Annotated in this window: 20 protein-coding genes; 6 read left to right on the forward strand and 14 right to left on the reverse strand. The window is 38.0% G+C overall.

Features of this window, described 5'->3' with window-relative positions; translation table 11 throughout:
* Nucleotides 1-10: 10 nt before the first annotated feature.
* The 3 genes from ACZZZW_RS16815 to ACZZZW_RS16825 are packed head-to-tail and all read right to left on the reverse strand — an operon-like array spanning nt 11 to nt 1,904.
* Complete coding sequence (locus ACZZZW_RS16815) at nt 11-781, reverse strand: SDR family oxidoreductase (RefSeq protein WP_055913420.1); 771 nt, start codon at nt 779-781, stop codon at nt 11-13.
* A gap of 12 nt (nt 782-793) precedes the next feature.
* Nucleotides 794-1,279 carry a PaaI family thioesterase gene (locus tag ACZZZW_RS16820; RefSeq protein WP_463495128.1) on the reverse strand — a complete coding sequence of 162 codons (486 nt, stop codon included), beginning with the start codon at nt 1,277-1,279 and terminating at the stop codon, nt 794-796.
* 37 nt (nt 1,280-1,316) lie between these two features.
* Nucleotides 1,317-1,904, reverse strand: coding sequence for a TetR/AcrR family transcriptional regulator (locus ACZZZW_RS16825; protein WP_055913414.1), 588 nt, complete (start codon nt 1,902-1,904; stop codon nt 1,317-1,319).
* A 147-nt stretch (nt 1,905-2,051) separates the two neighbouring features.
* On the opposite strand from ACZZZW_RS16825, the gene ACZZZW_RS16830 reads away from it, so the two are divergent.
* The 3 genes from ACZZZW_RS16830 to ACZZZW_RS16840 all read left to right on the forward strand — a co-directional run bounded on the left by ACZZZW_RS16830 (nt 2,052) and on the right by ACZZZW_RS16840 (nt 4,836).
* The gene (locus ACZZZW_RS16830; protein WP_055913411.1) at nt 2,052-2,963 is read left to right on the forward strand and encodes a helix-turn-helix domain-containing protein; all 912 of its coding nucleotides are present in this window, start codon (nt 2,052-2,054) and stop codon (nt 2,961-2,963) included.
* Between the two features lie 89 nt (nt 2,964-3,052).
* A complete protein-coding gene (locus ACZZZW_RS16835) occupies nt 3,053-3,886 on the forward strand; it encodes an SDR family NAD(P)-dependent oxidoreductase (protein ID WP_369800208.1) in 834 nt (277 codons plus the stop codon).
* Nucleotides 3,887-3,984: 98 nt separating this feature from the next.
* Nucleotides 3,985-4,836 carry an SDR family NAD(P)-dependent oxidoreductase gene (locus tag ACZZZW_RS16840; RefSeq protein WP_055913405.1) on the forward strand — a complete coding sequence of 284 codons (852 nt, stop codon included), beginning with the start codon at nt 3,985-3,987 and terminating at the stop codon, nt 4,834-4,836.
* A gap of 272 nt (nt 4,837-5,108) precedes the next feature.
* Here the strand turns inward: ACZZZW_RS16840 and arsB are convergent, their stop codons facing one another.
* The 5 genes from arsB to ACZZZW_RS16865 form a co-directional block, all read right to left on the reverse strand.
* Complete coding sequence (gene arsB, locus ACZZZW_RS16845) at nt 5,109-6,173, reverse strand: ACR3 family arsenite efflux transporter (RefSeq protein ID WP_463495132.1); 1,065 nt, start codon at nt 6,171-6,173, stop codon at nt 5,109-5,111.
* A 2-nt stretch (nt 6,174-6,175) separates the two neighbouring features.
* Entirely contained in the window at nt 6,176-6,595 is a 420-nt protein-coding gene (locus ACZZZW_RS16850) for an arsenate reductase ArsC (RefSeq protein WP_055913399.1), read from the reverse strand.
* A 19-nt stretch (nt 6,596-6,614) separates the two neighbouring features.
* Nucleotides 6,615-7,181: a DUF6428 family protein gene (locus ACZZZW_RS16855; RefSeq protein WP_055913396.1), complete on the reverse strand. Its 567-nt coding sequence runs from the start codon at nt 7,179-7,181 to the stop codon at nt 6,615-6,617.
* Nucleotides 7,182-7,218: 37 nt separating this feature from the next.
* Complete coding sequence (locus ACZZZW_RS16860) at nt 7,219-7,548, reverse strand: ArsR/SmtB family transcription factor (RefSeq protein ID WP_055913393.1); 330 nt, start codon at nt 7,546-7,548, stop codon at nt 7,219-7,221.
* A gap of 148 nt (nt 7,549-7,696) precedes the next feature.
* Nucleotides 7,697-9,982, reverse strand: coding sequence for a GH92 family glycosyl hydrolase (locus ACZZZW_RS16865; RefSeq protein WP_463495135.1), 2,286 nt, complete (start codon nt 9,980-9,982; stop codon nt 7,697-7,699).
* A gap of 446 nt (nt 9,983-10,428) precedes the next feature.
* Here ACZZZW_RS16865 and mnmA point away from each other — a divergent pair, with 446 nt between their 5' ends.
* On the forward strand, nt 10,429-11,520 hold the full coding sequence (mnmA, locus tag ACZZZW_RS16870) for a tRNA 2-thiouridine(34) synthase MnmA (protein ID WP_055913390.1): 1,092 nt from the start codon (nt 10,429-10,431) through the stop codon (nt 11,518-11,520).
* Between the two features lie 675 nt (nt 11,521-12,195).
* Here mnmA and ACZZZW_RS16875 read toward each other — a convergent pair.
* Entirely contained in the window at nt 12,196-12,510 is a 315-nt protein-coding gene (locus ACZZZW_RS16875) for a hypothetical protein (protein ID WP_055913387.1), read from the reverse strand.
* Between the two features lie 273 nt (nt 12,511-12,783).
* Here ACZZZW_RS16875 and ACZZZW_RS16880 point away from each other — a divergent pair, with 273 nt between their 5' ends.
* On the forward strand, nt 12,784-13,146 hold the full coding sequence (locus ACZZZW_RS16880) for a response regulator transcription factor (RefSeq protein ID WP_055913384.1): 363 nt from the start codon (nt 12,784-12,786) through the stop codon (nt 13,144-13,146).
* Nucleotides 13,147-13,239: 93 nt separating this feature from the next.
* On the opposite strand, the gene ACZZZW_RS16885 is transcribed toward ACZZZW_RS16880, so the two are convergent.
* From ACZZZW_RS16885 to ACZZZW_RS16900, 4 genes are all read right to left on the reverse strand, one after another.
* Nucleotides 13,240-13,839 carry an FMN-dependent NADH-azoreductase gene (locus ACZZZW_RS16885; RefSeq protein WP_055913381.1) on the reverse strand — a complete coding sequence of 200 codons (600 nt, stop codon included), beginning with the start codon at nt 13,837-13,839 and terminating at the stop codon, nt 13,240-13,242.
* 228 nt (nt 13,840-14,067) lie between these two features.
* On the reverse strand, nt 14,068-16,017 hold the full coding sequence (locus ACZZZW_RS16890) for a glycoside hydrolase family 97 protein (RefSeq protein ID WP_463495138.1): 1,950 nt from the start codon (nt 16,015-16,017) through the stop codon (nt 14,068-14,070).
* A 221-nt stretch (nt 16,018-16,238) separates the two neighbouring features.
* Nucleotides 16,239-17,513, reverse strand: coding sequence for a group II intron reverse transcriptase/maturase (gene ltrA, locus ACZZZW_RS16895; protein ID WP_463492318.1), 1,275 nt, complete (start codon nt 17,511-17,513; stop codon nt 16,239-16,241).
* A 626-nt stretch (nt 17,514-18,139) separates the two neighbouring features.
* Entirely contained in the window at nt 18,140-18,814 is a 675-nt protein-coding gene (locus tag ACZZZW_RS16900; RefSeq protein WP_055910429.1) for a DUF4142 domain-containing protein, read from the reverse strand.
* Between the two features lie 169 nt (nt 18,815-18,983).
* On the opposite strand from ACZZZW_RS16900, the gene ACZZZW_RS16905 reads away from it, so the two are divergent.
* Complete coding sequence (locus ACZZZW_RS16905; protein WP_055910426.1) at nt 18,984-19,307, forward strand: hypothetical protein; 324 nt, start codon at nt 18,984-18,986, stop codon at nt 19,305-19,307.
* A gap of 50 nt (nt 19,308-19,357) precedes the next feature.
* Here the strand turns inward: ACZZZW_RS16905 and ACZZZW_RS16910 are convergent, their stop codons facing one another.
* Nucleotides 19,358-20,182 (reverse strand): ion transporter, encoded by an 825-nt coding sequence (locus ACZZZW_RS16910; protein ID WP_055910420.1) that lies wholly within the window; start codon nt 20,180-20,182, stop codon nt 19,358-19,360.
* Between the last annotated feature and the right edge of the window lie 81 nt (nt 20,183-20,263).

A 20,263-nucleotide genomic window follows, 5' to 3' on the forward strand; every position in this document is an offset into this window, starting at 1 on the left:
TGCCAAGTGATTAATTTTCTACAGAATCGATCCAGGCCTGTCTATTTGCGTTCAACAGGTTTAAAGCATCATCAGGCGATTGTCTGAATAATTCATAAATCTTTGCAGTATCTCCCACCCTGATTTCGAATTCATCGTTGGCTAATGCAGCTAAAAATTCATCCGCAACAACAGCAGGTTTGATGCCGTTATGTCCACCAATTTCTTTCGAAAATTCGGTATCTACCAGTGGAGGCATTAATTCGAAAACTTTAACCGCTGTTTCTGACAAACTTAATCTTAAGGAAGTGCTGTATGAATGTAGTGCTGCTTTGCTAGCGGCATAAGTTGGCAAAGTAACCCCTGGCACATAAGCCACAACTGATGATACATTTACAATTGCCGATGCTGCCTGTTTCTTTAAAATAGGTAATAACTTTTGATTTATTCTGATGATAGACAGGTAATTGGTTAACATTTCATCTTCTGCATTTGCAAAAGCATCCTGATTGTGATCGGCTAAATCGTACAGTATTGCTCTACCAGCATTATTGATTACGATATTCAGTTGAGGAAAATCTTCTTTAATTGTATTCACCAAATGGTCAACATCTTCAGCTTTACTTACATCAGATAGTATGGTAGTTACATTTTGCAATGAAGCTGCTGCTGCAGTTAACCTTTCCTGATTTCTGCCGGTTATAATTACATGGTTATCCAATGCAGTTAATTGTTTTGCAATTTCCAAGCCGATACCAGCTGTTCCACCGATTAATAAAACGGTATTTTTTGAAGTTTTCATTTATATTATTTTTTAAAAATTTAAGATTAAACAAGTGCTCACCGCGTGAGCATAAATGGTATTATTTTCATCCACGAGCTGAGCCTCTACCAAAGCGGTACGCCCGCCCAGGTTAATTACCTTATCCATGGTTTTTAGCTTTCCCGTTTTAATGGTAATCGCTTTCAAAAAATTGACTTTCAGTTCTAAAGTGGTATAGCCTTTTCCGGCAGGCAATAGTGAATGCACAGAGCAACCCATAGCAGAATCTAAAATTGCACTGATTACGCCTCCATGAACGGTTCCAATTGGGTTATAATGAAATTCCTGAGGCACAAACTCGAAAACCACATTTCCCTTTTCAATTAAGGTTACAGTAAAATCAAGCGTATGCAAAAGCGGTGGCATTGAAAACTTCTCATCGCTCATTGCCTGCAGATAATCGATGCCATCCATCTGCATGGCCTCCTTCGCACCTTCCATCGGGTCGTGCCAGGTTATTGTTCTGGTTCTGCTCATATAAAATACCAATCGGTATATTTTTAATTAAAATTTTTTAGCCTAGGCTATCTATATATTTTTTTAGGGAGTCCATGATAAGGCTCCAATAATTGGTATTAGCGGTGAGTTTGGAAATCATAATGCCTCCCTCAACAATGGCAATAACGGTTAAAGCAATCTGTTCAGGGTTATTATCTGCGCGGAACTCCTTATTTGCAATTCCATCTTCAACCAGTTTGGCAATTTTATTCTTCCATCCAATAACCGCTTTCAAAACTTTTCCACGCAATTCAGGGTGGGTGTCATCCGCATCAACAGCAGTATTTAAAACAGGGCAACCCCCTTCTGCAACTGAACCATCGATAAATTTTTGATAAACATTAATATATACCAGCAGCTTATCTTTAACACTTACCTGCCGGTTCATTTCAGCATCTATTATGGATGAAACGTTATTTAAGTTATAATCAAAAGCGGCCAGTGCCACCTCATCTTTGTTTGCAAAGTTGCCATAAATGCTTCCTTTGGTTAAACCTGTAGCGGCAGTAATGTCATTTAAAGAAGTACCTGCGTAACCTTTTTTATTAAAAATGGGTGCTGTTTTCTCTACGATGAAATTTCTTGTCTTTTCTGCTTTGCTCATGTTCTTTTAAATTGACGATGCAAATATATACCAATCGGTATATTAAAAACAAATTTATTTATCATGGCAATCTCCTTTTGCGATACCATGAATAATGCTTAAAAAAGCTAATATTTGAATTAAGTTTGAATTTTGTAACTTTGCTTTATGAACAAGCCAGAAACCATTGAAGATTTTTATCAGAATAAATTTAGTTTCTTACCAGACAACCTTCAAAATGGCGTAGGCCATTTTAATGTTTTTAAGCTGGAAGACTGCTTGAGGGATGACCACAAACCAATGAGTTACAACCGAAGGGATTATTATAAAATATGCTTAACCCGCGGACATAATGTGTATCATTATGCAGATAAAAGTATTGAGATTGATGGAACTGCCTTAATTTTTTTCAATCCGCTTGTGCCATACACCTGGGAACTTGCCAGTGGCAAACAAAGCGAGGTAACGGGTTATTTCTGCATTTTTACAGAGGCTTTTTTTAAAGAAAAAATTAGAGGCAACATCGGCGATTTACCTATGTTTACACCAGGTGGAAAACCCGCTTACATTCTTAATGTTCAGCAAGACAAACAGATAGAAGCTATTTTCGCGAAAATGTTTGAGGAAATTAATACCGATTATATTTATAAATATGATTTGCTCCGCAATTACATAACAGAAATTACTCACTTCGCATTAAAAACAGAACCATCAGAAAATTTATTTAAACATACTGATGCCAACGCTCGGATTACCTCTGTTTTTACGGAGTTATTGGAACGCCAGTTCCCTATAGAAACCACTACGCAAAGGTTTACCATGCGCTCTGCTAAAGATTACGCAACACAACTCTCGGTACATGTAAACCACTTAAACCGCGCAATAAAAGAAACAACTGGCAAAACCACCACACATTATATTACCGAACGTTTATTGAGTGAGGCAAAAGCACTTTTAAAACACACGGATTGGAATATATCAGAAATTGGGTACTGCCTTGGATTTGAAGAGCCTACTCATTTTAACAACTTTTTCAAAAAACTAACCAAACATACCCCTACTTCTTATCGAATTGTTTGAATTTCGTAATCATCAGTTTGATTAACGTAATAAGCTGAAGTAATTTCTACTGTAATTTTGTCTTAACAAAAAAGGATAAAACTATGGGCATGAAAAAAGTTTGGTTTATTACCGGAGCTTCAAAAGGCTTAGGATTAAGTTTAGTTCATCAATTGCTTAAGGCTGGTCAATATGTTGCGGCTACTTCAAGGAATATTGATGAACTTAAGAAAGCAGTAACCGGTGAAGCCGCAAAATTTCTTCCGCTGGCGGTTAACCTGGCCGATGAAAAAAGTGTTGAAGAAGCAATTAAAGCTACCATTGCAAAATTTGAAAGAATTGATGTTGTGATCAATAATGCAGGTTACGGCATTGGAGGTAGCATTGAAGAGTTGAGTGATGAAGAAACACGCAACAGTTTCGATGTAAATGTTTTCGGAACATTAAATGTAATCAGAAAAGCTACACCTTATTTAAGGGCACAACGTGCGGGGCACATCATCAATATTGCATCAATTGCCGGTATCGCCGGGGCAACAGGATGGGCAGTGTATGCAGCTACTAAATCTGCAGTAATCGCATTATCAGAAGTATCGGCCGAAGATTTAAAAGAATTTGGCGTAAAAGTAACTGTGGTTGCTCCAGGAGCATTCAGAACCAGTTTCTTAACTGCTGATTCACTGATACTGGCAACTAACCCTATAGCAGATTACGAAGAAGTAAGGGCAATACATGCAAAGTATTTAAATATGGATGGACAACAGGTTGGAGATCCTGAGAAAGCTGCTGCAGCTATGATCTCTTTGGCAAGTATGCCAAATCCGCCAGTTCACCTCCTGCTTGGCAATGATGCTTTCCAAAGAGCTAATGGTAAGCTGGAAGCACTTCAAAAGCAATTTAAAGACTGGAAAGCGATTACGATTTCGACAGATTTCGACAACTAACCTATGCTATATTAACATTAGCAATCAAAAAAGGCGGCAGTCAGGAAATTATCCGCGACTGCCTGCCATTCAATCATTTTACTTATAAAAATAATAACATGGAAAATCAAAAAGTTTGGTTTGTAACAGGCGCGTCCAAAGGTCTGGGATTAACATTAGTAAAAACATTATTAAACAATGGCAATAACGTTGCCGCCACCTCAAGAAATCTAAATGATTTAATAAAAGCGGTTGGTGAACACGAAAACTTCTTACCCTTAACAGTTGATCTTATTGATGAGAGCAGTGTAGAAGCAGCGGTAAGTCAAACAATTAGCAAATTCGGCCAAGTAGATGTAGTGGTAAACAATGCAGGTTACGGAATGCTTGGTGCTTTAGAAGAATTAAGCGATCAGGAATCACGCCAAAATTTCGATGTGAATGTTTTCGGTTCGTTAAATGTAATCAGAAAGGTACTTCCTCAATTGCGGAAACAACAATCTGGTCACATTTTTAATATTTCCTCTATTGGTGGCTTTTCAGGCAACTTCCCTGGTTTTGGAATCTATTGTGCTACAAAATTTGCAGTAGTAGGCTTTACCGAATCATTGGCAGCTGAAGTAAAGTCACTAGGAATAAAGGCTACTGTTGTAGAACCTGGTTATTTTAGAACTGCATTTCTTACAGAAGGCTCATTAGCTGTTCCAAGTTCTCCTATCGATGCTTATAAAGAAGTACGCGATTCGCAGGCAGCGCACCAGAACGACATCAATAACCAACAACCAGGTGATCCTGCAAAAGCAGTTGAAGTAATTATTGAAGCTGCAAAAAGTGAAAACCCACCACTACATTTGTTCCTAGGCCCAGATGCTTATCAGGTAGCTGATGCAAAAATTACTGATGTACAAAGAGATATGGCCAATTGGAAGTTTTTGGCAACCGCCACGAATTTTGAAGAGGTTGGTGCTTAGTATTTAATTTAATTATGGATAGAATTATCTAAAATCAATTGACAAAAATAAATCTTCATTGCGAGAAGGCTTTTTTCAGCCGACGAAGCAATCTTAAACGATCGCTTTTTTGCATCCGCTTTAAGATTGCTTCGTGAATCGCAGTGGCGGTCAAAATGAATCGTCATTGCGAGAAGGCTTTTTCAGCCGACGAAGCAATCTTAAACGATCGCTTTTTTGCATCCGCTTTAAGATTGTTTTGTGAATCGCAGTGACGACTTTTCTACTCGATCTTACACATCAAAATATCTCCTCCGTAACCATTTCGCCAAACTAACCAGCGCAATTAATGCTGGTACCTCTACCAACGGACCGATTACACCAGCAAATGCCTGACCCGAATGAATGCCGAATACACCAATGGCCACTGCGATGGCCAATTCGAAGTTGTTGCCGGTAGCGGTAAAAGCAATAGCGGTACTTTTGCTGTAATCTGCACCAAAATATTTGCCGGCAAAGAAGCTGATCACAAACATTACCACAAAATAGATTACCAATGGTAAGGCAACTCTCAGCACATCCATTGGGATCTGCACAATTAATTCTCCTTTTAAACTGAACATCACCACAATGGTAAATAACAGCGCGATTAAGGTTATCGGAGAAATCATTGGGATGAAAATTGTGCGAAACCACTTTTCGCCTTTCCATTTAATCAGTATTTTTTGACTTAAAATGCCCGTTAAAAATGGAATGCCCAGGTAAATCCCTACACTTTTAGCAATCTCTACAATAGAAATGGATACAACCAAGCCTTTTAAACCAAATAAAGGTGGCAAAATGGTAATAAAGAAATAGGCGAACACACTGTAAAGCAATACCTGAAAAATACTGTTCAGGGCAATCAAACCAGCAGCATATTCACGGTTTCCGTCGGCAAGATCGTTCCACACCACCACCATGGCAATACACCTGGCTAAACCGATCATAATTAAACCGACCATGTATTCAGGATAACCATGTAAAAAGATAATCGCCAGGAAAAACATTAAAAATGGGCCAACAATCCAATTTAAAACCAGCGAAGCCCCCAAAACCTTGGTATTTTTAAATACTTCCCCCAAGTTTTCATAATTTACTTTTGCCAAGGGCGGATACATCATCAGTATTAATCCAATTGCCAGGGGAATGTTGGTATTTCCACTGGAAAATGAATTGATGAATACCGCAGAAGAAGGAAATAAATAGCCTAGCGATACGCCTAAAAGCATCGAAAAAAAAATCCAGATCGTTAAATACCGGTCTAAAAAACTGAGCTGTTTTCGTTTAACTACAGGCGCACAATTATTTGCCGACATCTTTATCCTTTTAAGTTTTCGTTTACAAAATCCTCCATGTAAGCTTTAACCATGTCTCTTGTGCTTCTGAATTGTGCCATAATTTCTGCCTCAGTACCTACCGCTTTAGCCGGATCGGGAAAATTATGGTGCAATTTTATGGCCTGAGTTGGGAAATACGGACAACTTTCTTTCGCATGATCGCAAACCGTAATCACATAATCAAAAGGAACATCAAAATATTCTTCAATATTGTTTGATGTTTGGCTGGAAATATCGATTCCATCTTCCGCCATTATTTTTATTGCCCTGGGGTTTACGCCGTGTACTTCAATACCAGCACTGTAAATTTTAGCTTTATTTTGTGTGAAAAATTTTAAATAACCTTCTGCAAGTTGACTTCTGCAACTATTTCCGGTACAAAGCACCAATATATTCTTCATGACTGTAAATTTTTAATGATTAACAGCAGCCACTTCCAGGGCTACAACTATTTTGGCCTGCTGTAAGGTTAACAAGTTTTATTTCTTTCTTTTCTGGCTGGGCTGGTGTGCAGCATTCTTCGCCAGTTTCGGTGGTACCACAACTCCCGCCCCGGTTAATGGCTTTACATTGGGTAGCATCGGGTGTTAGGTCTATAACCAGATTTTCTCCCTCAATATTAAATTCCCCCGGAAACATTTGTCTCGTATCGAACGCAGAATTACCAAATTCAATTTTTACAATTCCATTCGGGTTTAGTGGAAGTTTACTTTCTACAAGATTGATAATGGACAATGCTTTTTTCACCTCCATAGCCCTATCCTTTTCTTCCTCGGCAGGTTCCCATAATTGTACAATAATTTCCGTCCAGGCGTTCATCACGCCTCCACAATCTACTGAAACGATGGGCGCTTGTTTAATTTCGGTGATGTGATAATTGGCATTTACCCATTTACCCGGAGCATATTGAAACTGTAAGGTTAATTCGGGATGTTGTTGAAGGTGAGCCTTAAAGCTGCTCCATTCAATAGAAAATGTATTAATCATAATATTGCAATTTAACGATTGATTTATGTAAAAAATTTTAACAGCAGTTTTGCCCGCCTTTATATGAGGCAAAGAAATTGCCTAGCTGTGTTTCTAGTAACTTCCAGGTTTTAGGTGCTATACAATAGCAAATACTCACACCTTCTATAGTGCCTTGAATTATACCAGCATTTTTAAGTTCTTTTAAATGCTGAGAAATGGTGGCCTGAGCTAAACCTAATTCCTCAACCAAATCGCCACAAATACAGGTATTTGATTTAAGGATGCGTTGAAGAATCGCAATCCGCGCCGGATGAGCCATTGCTTTTAACAACGCTGCCATCTGGTTCTGCTCTTCAGTGAAGATTTCTGCTTTGGTAAGTCCCATAATTTTATATCGCAATATTACGATAGAAGAATCAGAAATCAAAATTTATTTCAATCATAAATCATAGCCAAATGAGGAATCTCAAAAGCTAAAAAAAACCGTTAACTAAAATTAGTCAACGGTTCAACTTATATAGGGATGAAGAAAATTATTTCTTTGGTTTTGCGCTCATGTAAAAGGTAAGCTTTCCACCGTTGGTAATGTCTGAATGTTTAATTTTATGATCGGTAATTTCTTTGCCGTTCAATAAAACCTTTTCTACGTAAACATTTTTATCGCTTTGTTTAATCGTTTCAACCGTAAAGGTTTTTCCGTTTTCTAAATTGATGATAGCGTTATTAACCAACGGACTGCCTAAAGAGTAAACATCAGAACCAGGTGATACCGGATAAAAACCTAATGAAGAAAACATATACCAGGCACTCATTTGTCCGCAATCATCATTTCCACCCAAACCATCAGCGGTAGGTTTATATTGCATATTTAATATATGGCGGATCTGTGCTTGTGTTTTCCATGGCTGATCGGTCCAGTTGTAAAGGTATGCAATGTGATGTGCTGGTTCGTTGCCATGCACATAGCCACCAATAATACCTTCGCGGGTGATGTCTTCTGTATGTGCAAAAAACTCATCAGGTAAATGCATGGTAAACAAGGTATCTAATCGTGTTGCAAATTTCTTTTTACCCCCCATCATTTCAATCAGCGAAGCAGGATCCTGTGGCACAAAAAAACTATAATTCCAGCTATTACCTTCAATAAAACCCTGTCCTTCTGTATCTTTTGGATCAAATTCCTTTTTAAAAGTTCCATCAGCCAACTTCGGACGCATAAAACCGGAAGCACTATCGTAGTTATTTTTCCAGTTGTTAGAACGCTTGATAAACTCGTTGTAAATGTCCATACGGTTTAATTTTTTCGCCAATTGCGCAATAGACCAGTCATCGTACGAATATTCTAAGTTATTGGAAACTGAAATTCCCGATTTTTCTGCCGGGATATAACCTTTATCCATGTAATAACCAATACCTTCATAATCGCGGTGTTTAGCCGTTGCAACACAGGCATCCAACGCTTTATTTGCATCTCCGTTGTAAGTACCTTTTATAATGGCATCAGAAATTACCGAAACACTGTGGTAACCGCTCATACACCAGTTATCGTTGGCATAATGCGACCAGATTGGCAACATATGCAAACTACTTTGATCGTAATGCGCTAACATCGATTTTACCATATCGTTGCTACGACCAGGTTGTACAATGTTAAAAAATGGGTGTAAGGCCCTATAAGTGTCCCAAAGTGAAAATGTAGTGTAATTGGTAAAACCATCAGCTTTGTGTACACCCTGATCTAAACCTTTATATTCTCCGTTAATATCGGTATAAGTAGTTGGGTTAATGAAAGCATGATATAAAGCGGTATAAAAATTTACTTTATTATCGTTTGATGTAGTTACCTGAATTTTATTAAGTTCTTTGTTCCAGGTAGCCTGCGCCTGAGCTTTTACTTTTTCGAAATCCCAGCCCGAAATTTCTGCACGCATGTTCTGCAAAGCATTTTCCTGACTAACCGGAGATAAAGCAAATTTAATTTTAATCTTCTCCCCTTCCTGGGTATCGAAATCGAAGAACATTTTTAACTTTTTGCCTGCAATTTCCGGGAAGTTTTGTTCCTGGTTAAATTTACCCCAAAAGCCTCTGTAGGCTTGTTTTGCATCATAGCTTTTTCTTCCGTAGCTTTTAAAAGGTTTAGAAAAACTCATCGCAAAATAAACGGTTCTGGTTCTGGCCCAACCATTGGTTTGGCGGTAACCTGTAATCAAGGTATCGTTCACCACACGAACGTAAGTCCACACGGTTTTTTCTTCATAATTGTAAATGCCAGCCATCAGATCGAGTATAATGTGCGATTGATCTGATTTAGGAAAAGTATATTGGTGCATCCCTACCCTCGTGGTTGAGGTTAATTCTGCTGTTATGTTATCATCATCCAGTTTTACTTTATAGTAACCGGCCTCTGCAACTTCATTGGCATGCGAAAATGCTGAGCGATAGCCACCTTTAGGATCTGAAGCCGTACCCGGATTTAACTGAAGTTTGCCTTGTGTAGGCATAATTAGGAAATCGCCTAAATCTGAGTGCCCGGTGCCACTGAAATGTGTATGGCTAAAGCCCGTAATGGTTTTATCTTCGTATTTATAACCAGCACAGTATTTATAAACATCACCATTGTATTTTCCATTTACTTCATAAGATAAGGTATCTGTTTCAGGACTTAACTGTACCGAACCGAATGGAACTGTGGCACCCGGATAAGTATGCCCCATTTTTGATGTACCGATTATTGGTTTTACATACTGTACCAAATTCTGCTGTGCCGATGCCATTATGGATGAAAGCAAAAGACAAGGCAGGATAACTTTTTTAAACATATTTTTAAAAATTAGCTTGTTTTGTTTGAAAATTCTAAGGTATTAATTAAACTCCAAATGTCAATAAAATATGAGACTAAAACGTTTAAGTAAAACAAAAAATACAATATAGGAGCATGAAGATACAATTTATTGTGATTTAAACCTCGCAGGTTTCGAAACCTGCGAGGTTTATGTGCTTAAACGACAGACTTTGTTAATAAATCTGATGAAACGGAAAGCCCGCAACCCGATTTTCATCGCGTGAGGACTTGCAGTGATAGCAAAACTACGGGCAGCCATTAACACAGAACCAATCATTTTCAAATATTATTGACCACCTAAGTCACCTTAAAACATCTAAGTGATAAGCTCATACAATTTAGCTACCGCTTTTTACAAGTAACTGACTTCCTTTAAATAATTTCAGCTAAATAAACCTTATTTTTGCAACCAATAATTTTAAGATGAGTAAACACGGTAGAATTCTGGTTGCCATGAGTGGCGGGGTTGATAGTTCGGTAGCGGCTGTAATGTTGCATGAGCAGGGTTATGAGGTTATTGGATTAACTATGAAAACCTGGGATTATGCGAGTTCTGGTGGTAGCAGCAAGGAAACTGGTTGTTGCTCATTGGATAGTATTAATGATGCCCGTACGCTTGCCGTAAACTATGGCTTTCCACATTATATACTGGATATTCGCGATGAGTTTGGCGATTACGTGATTGATAATTTCGTGGATGAATACCTGGCGGGAAGAACACCAAATCCTTGCGTATTATGCAACACCCACATTAAATGGGAAGCTCTATTAAAACGTGCCAATAAACTGGATTGCGAATTTATTGCAACCGGGCATTATGCCAATATCCGCCAGCAAGATAGTGGCCGTTATGTAATTTCGAAAGGTAAAGACGAAAACAAGGATCAATCTTATGTATTGTGGGGTGTTTCTCAGGAAAACCTTTCGCGCACAAAATTCCCATTGGGCAGTTTTGCTAAATCTGACATCAGGCAAATGGCTTTAGATATGGGTCAGGAAGAACTGGCCAAAAAATCGGAGAGTTACGAAATCTGTTTCGTGCCGGATAATGATTACAGAGCTTTTTTAAAACACAAAGTAGAAGATCTTGAAGATAGGGTTGCCGGTGGAAATTTCATTTTAAGCAATGGGATGATTGTTGGGCAACACAAAGGTTATCCTTTTTATACCATTGGCCAACGTAAAGGTTTGGGCGTTGCTTTTGGCGAGCCTATGTTCGTAACTCAAATTTTGCCAGAAAGCAATACGGTAGTATTAGGTAAAGCTGAGGAGCTGGAACGCAGGGAAGCAATGGTTCGTAATGTAAACCTCGTAAAATACGCAAGTATTGAAGAACCGATGAATGATGTAATTACTAAAATCCGTTATAAAGATGCAGGTATGCTAAGTACCATTGTGCAGGAAAAAGATAAAATGCGGGTTGTGTTTGATCACAACGTTTCTGCAATTGCTCCTGGTCAATCGGCTGTATTTTATGAAGGAAATGATTTATTGGGCGGAGGTTTCTTAGTTTAATTAATTTTAATTAGGAGTTATTCTAGGAAGATTGATTTTGAATTAAATTCAGGGTGACGAGCGAAAAATAAAGTATCTCATAAAGAAACCGTCCTGCTGAATTCATTTCAGCATCTTTTTTGATTATATATGATAAGTTAATATTAAAATAATCGGTCGAGTACAGTTGTGACTATACCTAACAGACCCTAAAATAAAATCAGGGTGACGAGCGAAAAATATAGTATCACAAGAGAAACCGTCCTGCTGAATTTATTTCAGCATCTTTTTCGATCATGTTTGATAAGTAAAAATTAAAATAATCGGCCGAATATAATTGTAGCTATACCTTACAGACCCTGAAATAAATTTAGGGTGACGAGCGAAAAATTAAGTATCTCATAAAGAACCGTCCTGCTGAATTTATTTCAGCATCTTTTTCGATCATGTTTGATAAGTTAAAATTGAAATAATCGGTCGATTATAACTGTAGCTATACCTCTCAGACCCTGAAATAAATTCAGGGTGACGAGCGAAAAATAAAGTATCACATAAAGAACCGTCTTGCTGAATTTATTTCAGCATCTTTTCCGATTCTATTTGATAAGTAAAAATTAAAATAATCGGCAGATTATAATTGTGGCTCTACCTCACAGACCCTGAAATAAATTCAGGGTGACGATAACTACAAAAAAATTATTCACTCCCTTTAAATATATTAATTGAAGCTGTTTTCCATTGGAGGTAGCCTAAATTACCACAGATCTGTGCTACAAAATTCTCGATTTCTTCTGGCACATCATTTACCACGCGCCACCTTATGGTATACTTAGGATTATAACTGATATACACAACCAAATCATCTTTGCGCTGCCCTATGGCGTTTAAATGTTGCAAATGAATATCCTGAAGATCTGCCGCAGCAATCCTCAGTCGCTCATTCATAATTTTGCCCAAAGATGCGTCTGGTCTAAAATCAGTTTCGAATATAGGTAAAACGGTAACTGTCATAAAAATATATTAGCAAGCAACGGTTTAAAAAGCATTTAATCTGTTATTAAACTAAAAATGTCTGCCGACTCTTTATTAAGGTATCATGCTCTTCAAACAAATTTATGCTAAAAATATTAGTAATTAAAATTTTTAATGCATTTTTTTAGTAAAATTTAAACTATGCCATAAGTGTGACAATAATTATAGGGAAGTTGATAACTTTAAATATGTGCATAAATATTATAAACATCTGATAGTAAGATAAGTTATCCTAATATAAAAGTAGAGCTTATGAAAAAGTGCATCTATGTTGTGGAAGATAATCCAAATATCAGGGAGATTATCGAATTCTTACTAATTGAAGAACTTTATGAAGTAAGAACCTGTCCAAATACAAATGAATTTTGGCTTCAGATGGATAAACAGATACCAGACATGGTGATTTTGGATATTATGCTACCTGATGGAAATGGACTTGACATTTGCAATACTTTGAAACGGAACATTAGAACACATGATATCCCTGTTATGATGATGTCGGCTAATAACCACTTAAATGCTGTGAAAGCTAAATGTGATGCAGAAGATTTCATCAATAAACCATTTGACCTTAATGATTTTGCGAGCCGGATAGAGAAATATCTAGCGGCTTAGTTTAAGAATAAAAGTCATTAGTTCACTTCATTTATGGCTAATCATTTAAGATTTACCAACTACCGATGAACTAATGACAATTTAACTTAAAAATTAATTAAATGAGATGCTTTCAATTGCTTTATCCAAAGCTTTATCTTTTAGGTCTGGAATACTTACCCCCTCGGCCCTATAGGTTGTAATATCAGTCATACCCATAAAACCCAATACCGATTTAAGATAAGATTCTGTAAAATCATAAGGTTTCATTGGTCCTTCTGAATATACACCACCGGAAGAGATTGCCAGATATACTTTTTTGTTTTTCACCAAGCCTTCTGGTCCGTTTTCTGAGTAACGGAAAGTGTGCCCAGCGCGTGCAATGTGATCGATCCATGATTTTAAAGTAGATGGAATGCCAAAATTGTACAGTGGCGCACCGATAACAATCACATCAGCATCTTTAAGTTCGGCAATGGCCTCATTAGAATGTTTTATGGCTTGTGTAAACTCTGGTGTATGGTGCTCTACCGGAGTAAAAAAAGAATTGATGTGCACTTCTTCCAAATGTGGAAACGGTGTATTGGTTAAATCATGTACGGTTACCGTGCTGCCAGGATTTGCGGCCTGTAATTTTTCGACTATTGCATTTCCCAATTTAATACTGAAAGATGCTCCGCCCCTTGGGCTCGATATAAGATGTAATATTTTCATTTTTTTGCCTTTTTTTGTCTGGCAAAACTATGGATAGGAAATATCAAAAAGCTATTACTATACCAAAGGATAGCACTATCCTTTGGTATAGTTGAAATTTTTATCTTTTAAAATTGATCGAGATAATATGTACAACCGTCACTCTCCAAAATGGGCAATCTTAAAGCTTCCATACATTAAGATTTACGCATACGCGAGAACGACGGCAAGAAGAAAATATCGATTATGTTATTTCAACGCTTCTATTACAGCAACAAAACCACCATCTTTAACCATATTGATATCAATTGTTTCTCCGGCTCTAATCGGTTTAACAATTCGCTTAAAATCCATCGCCTGGAAATCGGCATTGATACCATCCTTAATCAGCGTGATCTGATAAATTGTATTTGCTTTTAAAAAACTTGCATCAACCTTTAAATCATGTTTTTGATCGTTACCCATGGCACCAATAAACCATTTTTCGCCCTTTCTTTTTGCCGTAACAATGTATTCGCCAACACTGGCATCCAAAATTTTAGTTTCATCCCAGGTTACCGGAACACTGGTAATAAAAGAAGTGGTTTCTGGCTCTCTTAAATAATTGAACGGATTATCTGCAAGCATCTGAAAACCGCTTTCAAAAACAATATACATGGCCAGCTGATGTACCCTTGTACCAATGCTCATGGTATTTACCCAACTTGGTTTATGATCTTGCTTGTGCGCCGAACGCATTGCTCCAGGTGTATAATCCATAGGGCCAACTGCATTACGTAGAAAAGGAAGAAATAAGTTATTATTTGGGGTAGCTAATCCGCCGCCAATATTTTGCTCCATTCCAATAACCCCTTCGTAAGAAAGTACATTCGGATAGGCAACTTCCAAACCAGCCGGTTTAAATGCGCCGTGAAAATCGACCAGAATATGGTGTTTTGCTGCTTCTTTTGCAACCCTGGTGTAGTAATTAACCATCCACTGATCGCTCCTATCCATAAAATCGATCTTTACCCCTGCAATTCCCCATTTATCCAAAGTTTCGAAAATGTTAAAGTTATTTTCTACAGCCAGCCAGGTAAACCAAAGTACAATTTTTACATTTTTTTGCTTACCATAAGCAATCAGCTCCTGTAGGTTAATTGTTGGATTTGGCTCAAAGGGATTTAAGGTTGTTTTTGCCCATCCTTCATCCATGATAATATATGGAATGCCAAATTTCGAGGCAAAATCGATGTAATATTTATACGTATCCTGATTGTAACCTGATTTAAAATCTACTCCATAAACATAGGCATTGTGCCACCACTCCCAAGTTACCTGTCCGGGTTTTATCCATTTTGTATCCTTCAACTGGTTGGGTGTACTGAGTTTATACACCATCTGGTTTGCTGCTAATTGGGTATCTTTATCTGTAATTACTAAAAAACGCCACGGAAATGATCTTTTACCTGAGGTTTTTGCAATATAATCGGCCTCTTTTAAAATTTTCTTGCTTCTGTCTCCATCTTCTCCAAAAGAAAGTGGCACTTTAGGAAAAACTGCGTCAATGGATTTATTATCAATAGCTTTAACAAATAAGCATGGATAATCATATAAATCGGCTTCTGATAACAATGCTTTATACTTGCCGGTATCAAAAAGGATCGGCAGTACACTCATTTTTTCCTTATTTACTTTACCAAGTTCGTTTTGGCGGTAAAGGATTTCGTAAGAAGTTTTAAATTCGCCTGTTTCCAAATAATCCGCTTTAACTGCATCATTAAAATTGATGTGTACATCTTCATTTTTTACAATAATCGAATCTTTTTTATTGGTAATGAAACGGTATGCTATGCCATCGTTATAGGCCCTGAATTCTACACTGAAATCACCTTTAAAATCAAGCTTTAACAAATTATAACGATTTTCTACAGTACTGTTTTTAAGTGGAACAATTGGGTTTGAACTGCTGTTTACAGAAGAAAGTGTTTTCTTCAACAATTTAGCATGATCGCCAAGCATTGCCTGCTCAAGGTTTAACTGTAAATATGAATTGGTTAAAAAAGGGTTTCCGTTAAAGGTTACCGAATAGGCAATCTTTTCCTTAATATTTACCTCAACTTTAATCCTTTTATCGGGCGATACCAGCTCAATAGGCGCGCTAAAAAGTTTAATGGCAAATACCAGCAATAAAATAACAATTGATAATGGTTTTTTCATGTTTGATTAGGTTTTCTTTGTGAGAATTTACTTGGTTATTGTTATTAAATCAATCGATAAAACGATTTAGTAAGTTAAAGTTAATGACAGTTTTGGATTTAACAACATTTTTGAAGAAAAACTCTGCTTTAAAAAACGTTAAATCGAGTAAGAAGCAGGGAATTAGTTTCCCTGCTGTCTCCTCACACCACCGTACGTACCGTTCGGTATACGGCGGTTTGTTAGAATAACTTCGTTTGGTGTGTCGTTTTCCAATAGTAATAATTGGTAAATCCATCAAGTCCATGCCTCAAAAAGAACTTCTTGTCAAGGGTTGTAAGTAATATCGGGCTGTTTGCAGTCCTACAGTACCCCTTACGGGTATTGGCCAATTGATAGGCCCTTGATTTTACCAACCCCATCTTCATTAAATTCCGCGCTCTACCCGTTATACTCTTCCATTGCTTCCAAAGAACAATCCGCAGTCTGGTCCTCATCAACTCGTCCAGTCTGGTCATATGACTCTTTGCTTCTGCAATAGAGAAATAATTAACCCAACCATGAATGATTTCCTTAAGCGTTAATATTCTTTCTTGGAATGGAACTGGTTGGCTACGTTTAGTTTGCTCCCGGATTTTCTCCTTGATCGCTCTTAGAGATTTGGATGAAATTCGCATCTTCCATCCCTCTTTGCTACCATAGAATGAAAACCCGAGCAGACTACTTTGGCTTGGCCTGCTAACCTTACTTTTCTCCCTGTTAACCTTCAGTTTCAGGCAGTCTTCCAGATATACTGAAATACTTCTCATTACCCGGTGTCCTGATTTCCTGCTTCTTAGATAGATACTGCAATCATCAGCATATCGCACGAACCTGTGCCCACGCTCCTCGAGCTTAACATCGAGTTCGTGAAGGATAACATTTGATAGTAACGGACTTAATGGACTGCCTTGTGGCGTTCCTTCTTTTCTTGGGCTGACCAATCCATTCTCCATGATCCCCACACTCAAATAAAGACGGATAAGCTTCAATGTCCGCTTATCCTTTATCTTTACTGACAGCAGATGCATAAGTTTATCATGGTTTACCCGGTCAAAAAATTTGTCCAGGTCAAGTTCCACAATCCAGGTGTAACCTGTGTTAAGATATTCCTGAGCCTTTAACACTGCCTGATGGGCATTGCGATCTGGCCGGAAACCATAACTATCAGAGGAAAAGTCGCCCTCGTACTTGGGGCTCAGCCATTGAGAGATGGCCTGCTGGATCAACCGGTCAATGACCGTTGGGATGCCAAGCATCCTCTTACCACCACTGCCTTTGGGAATCTCTACCTTTCTTACAGCGTTCGGTCGGTAATGGCCTGATAAAATATCACTCCGTAATGCCTGCCAGTTAGCATTCAGGTAGTCGCGAAGTTCATCGGTCTGCATACCATCAATACCACCAGCACCCTTATTGGCAGTAACCTGCCTAAAGGCTCTTTGTACATTTCGGATGTCTAATATTTCTTCAAGCATAATACTAAAAAAACTCCTTCCCAGGCATTGTGTACATTGGTTGCACGGCTCGGCTCAGCTCCTCTTATAATTTACTCTCGGATTCCGTCCTACCCTCATATAAGCAGTTCTCTAATGTGGTTCCGCTGTAAACGCTCTGCCATAAACTTCCTGTTTCCTTTGCCATCCTAACATTTGGTCCTTTCTGCATCCGAAAAATGCAGTACTACGACCGCTGCTGACTTCTGATTGAGGCATTTAACATCTCTGCCAAATGTTTCTTCTCCTGTAATCGCGCTTACAATTGACAGAACTCATTCAGATCTCCCGGGGTAAGACAATCTACTTCCTATGGATGTGGCCTCTGTATCTGCGTAATAGTCCCCGTGCAGTATTGGGCTTCTGTTTGTTTCGCAACATCACCCGGACTAAATCCGCCTCGTATACAGTTTCTGTTCGTAAGCCCCCATATTTGCCGCGGACTTCCTTCAGATTCGCAGTCACCCACGACACCCTTGTCTCGAGCTAACACTTCCTACTGCTAAGCGTGTTCGGGACTTGAACCCTATAGTCGATTGCCATGCCCGGCGCACGAAAAAAAAGAGCCGGCGTTTGCCGACTCTTTCATTTAATTGCTTAAATCAATATTATTTATTTAAAGTACTAACCTCTTTTAGGTGTTTTTTTAAAACTGGCAAATATTTATTGGCATAGGCCTTAACTGCCGCGTCTGTTGATTGCGATGCTTTTTCAAATAATGCCACTGCATTTTGGTGATCGGTAACCATCATTTGAACATAAGCCTTATCAAATGAAGTTCCGCTGAGTTTGTTCAGTTGTTCTGTAGCATTTGTTACATCATATTCATTTCCTCCTTTAGTAGTTAGGCCGGTATTGCCAGCTTCACCACCGGTATTTTTCACTCTTGAGGTATCTTTCAAGTTTTCTGGGGCCGAGTCTACCCTTCCATCAGGTCTTTGACCATCATCAGGCGTGCTATTTGGCAAATTAACTTTCTTAAGCTTTGCCAAAACTTTTAATTCTTCGTTGGCTTTGGTATGATCATCCACCATCATTCGGCCAAATGCCTTAACTTTTTTATCGGCAGCTTTATCGGCAGCAAGTTTTCCTGTTAATACCTCTTTCATTCCGGCAATCGCTGCTTGTTGCAAAAACTGTTCAGTTGTTAAACTATCCGCTTTCTGGATATAATCAAATGTTGTAGCATAGTGCCAATCAGTGTTTGCAATTGCGTTAAATGATGTGGCTGAAACAATCATTCCCACTACTGCTATTTTTTTGGTATTAAAATGGTTTTTCATGGTTAATTAATTAAGGTTAAATGCATTACTATAACCCGATTAATACTTAAAAAGTTTCATCGATTGCTATTGTTGATTCAAATACCGCACAACATACAGGGTTTAATAATTTATTTTTTCCTAAACCTAATTTGTTTTCATCCTGTTCTATAATAAAAACATTTACATTATGGAAAATCAAGAGAACAATCACCAAGAGGAAGAAATTCAAAATATTGAGCAGTTTCAGATTAACCGCTCAGAAGGAAATGCAGCTGAAGGATACAATACTCCTGAGCCAGATGATGATGAATACACTGAAGATGAAGTGCCGTTTGCAGATGGAGAAGGTACTTTGTTAAATGATGAAATTGAAGGGCCTGATGATGAAGATGATGAGGATTTGGGCGATGATGATGTAGTGGAAGAAGGCGACGACTACAATGAATCAGATATAGAAGAGCTGGATAAAGATCCGAATGCTTATGATGAGGATGACAGTGAGCTTTTGTAAATTAAAAAAAGCATTAAAAAGATGCCAGATTGAAAACCAGTCTGGCATTTTTATTTAAATAAAGATGAGCCACAATATTTACAAAACAGTGCATCATTATCATGCCCTTCCCTACTGCAATTTGGACAAGATTCTGGTAGTTCTTTTTTCTGCCTGGAAGCAACTGCGATATCGTGGGTGATAATTCCGGTTGGTACAGCGATAATTGCATAACCGATTAGCATTACAACCGAAGCTACAAACTTGCCCAGCGGTGTAATGGGCGAAATGTCGCCATATCCTACTGTAGTTATGGTAACTATAGCCCAATAGATACTTTCTGGAATATTAGAGAAACCATTTTCACGTTTTTCTACCAGGTACATTATCGATCCAAGAATAACCGTTATGGTTAATACAGTGAGCAGAAAAATGCTTATTTTCCGAACACTATTTTTCAGTGCCTGCGTTAAGAAATTAATCTCGGTTAAAAAATGGCCAAGTTTAAATATTCTGAAAACCCTAAGTAACCTCAAAGCCCTAAATACCAATAACGATTGCGCACCGATAAAAAAGATACTTAAATATGAGGGCAATAGTGCAACCAGATCAATAATACCCAACGGACTGAATACATACCGAATTGGCTTTCTGATACTTACCAGCCTTAAAATATATTCTATAGTAAAAAGCGATGCAAAAACCCATTCAGTAATATTGAATAATTTGCCATATTGCTGATGAATACTCACCACACTATCGAGCATTACCACAATAATACTCGAAAAAATGGCAATCAATAGGCCAACATCAAAAGCCTTACCTGCGGGCGTGTTCGATTCGTAAATGATTTCGTGTAGTTTGAAACGCCAATCTTTTGAGGGGTTTGATGCCATATTAACAGTTAATTCTGGTTAAAGTTAAAGGAAATTTAAACCAATTTCCCTTAATATTTTGCTCATACACCAACATTTTTA

Source organism: Pedobacter sp. AC379 (genome assembly GCF_979258145.1).

What these genes read in the sequence shown, in the direction of transcription:
- ACZZZW_RS16910 (WP_055910420.1), bottom strand. Translation starts at nt 20,182, where the DNA reads ATGGCATCAAACCCCTCAAAAGATTGGCGTTTCAAACTACACGAAATC.
- mnmA (WP_055913390.1), top strand. Translation starts at nt 10,429, where the DNA reads ATGAGTAAACACGGTAGAATTCTGGTTGCCATGAGTGGCGGGGTTGAT.
- ACZZZW_RS16840 (WP_055913405.1), top strand. Translation starts at nt 3,985, where the DNA reads ATGGAAAATCAAAAAGTTTGGTTTGTAACAGGCGCGTCCAAAGGTCTG.
- ltrA (WP_463492318.1), bottom strand. Translation starts at nt 17,513, where the DNA reads ATGCTTGAAGAAATATTAGACATCCGAAATGTACAAAGAGCCTTTAGG.
- ACZZZW_RS16905 (WP_055910426.1), top strand. Translation starts at nt 18,984, where the DNA reads ATGGAAAATCAAGAGAACAATCACCAAGAGGAAGAAATTCAAAATATT.
- ACZZZW_RS16815 (WP_055913420.1), bottom strand. Translation starts at nt 781, where the DNA reads ATGAAAACTTCAAAAAATACCGTTTTATTAATCGGTGGAACAGCTGGT.
- ACZZZW_RS16825 (WP_055913414.1), bottom strand. Translation starts at nt 1,904, where the DNA reads ATGAGCAAAGCAGAAAAGACAAGAAATTTCATCGTAGAGAAAACAGCA.
- ACZZZW_RS16820 (WP_463495128.1), bottom strand. Translation starts at nt 1,279, where the DNA reads ATGAGCAGAACCAGAACAATAACCTGGCACGACCCGATGGAAGGTGCG.
- ACZZZW_RS16835 (WP_369800208.1), top strand. Translation starts at nt 3,053, where the DNA reads ATGAAAAAAGTTTGGTTTATTACCGGAGCTTCAAAAGGCTTAGGATTA.
- ACZZZW_RS16865 (WP_463495135.1), bottom strand. Translation starts at nt 9,982, where the DNA reads ATGTTTAAAAAAGTTATCCTGCCTTGTCTTTTGCTTTCATCCATAATG.
- ACZZZW_RS16875 (WP_055913387.1), bottom strand. Translation starts at nt 12,510, where the DNA reads ATGACAGTTACCGTTTTACCTATATTCGAAACTGATTTTAGACCAGAC.
- ACZZZW_RS16860 (WP_055913393.1), bottom strand. Translation starts at nt 7,548, where the DNA reads ATGGGACTTACCAAAGCAGAAATCTTCACTGAAGAGCAGAACCAGATG.
- ACZZZW_RS16880 (WP_055913384.1), top strand. Translation starts at nt 12,784, where the DNA reads ATGAAAAAGTGCATCTATGTTGTGGAAGATAATCCAAATATCAGGGAG.
- ACZZZW_RS16850 (WP_055913399.1), bottom strand. Translation starts at nt 6,595, where the DNA reads ATGAAGAATATATTGGTGCTTTGTACCGGAAATAGTTGCAGAAGTCAA.
- ACZZZW_RS16900 (WP_055910429.1), bottom strand. Translation starts at nt 18,814, where the DNA reads ATGAAAAACCATTTTAATACCAAAAAAATAGCAGTAGTGGGAATGATT.
- ACZZZW_RS16855 (WP_055913396.1), bottom strand. Translation starts at nt 7,181, where the DNA reads ATGATTAATACATTTTCTATTGAATGGAGCAGCTTTAAGGCTCACCTT.
- ACZZZW_RS16830 (WP_055913411.1), top strand. Translation starts at nt 2,052, where the DNA reads ATGAACAAGCCAGAAACCATTGAAGATTTTTATCAGAATAAATTTAGT.
- arsB (WP_463495132.1), bottom strand. Translation starts at nt 6,173, where the DNA reads ATGTCGGCAAATAATTGTGCGCCTGTAGTTAAACGAAAACAGCTCAGT.
- ACZZZW_RS16885 (WP_055913381.1), bottom strand. Translation starts at nt 13,839, where the DNA reads ATGAAAATATTACATCTTATATCGAGCCCAAGGGGCGGAGCATCTTTC.
- ACZZZW_RS16890 (WP_463495138.1), bottom strand. Translation starts at nt 16,017, where the DNA reads ATGAAAAAACCATTATCAATTGTTATTTTATTGCTGGTATTTGCCATT.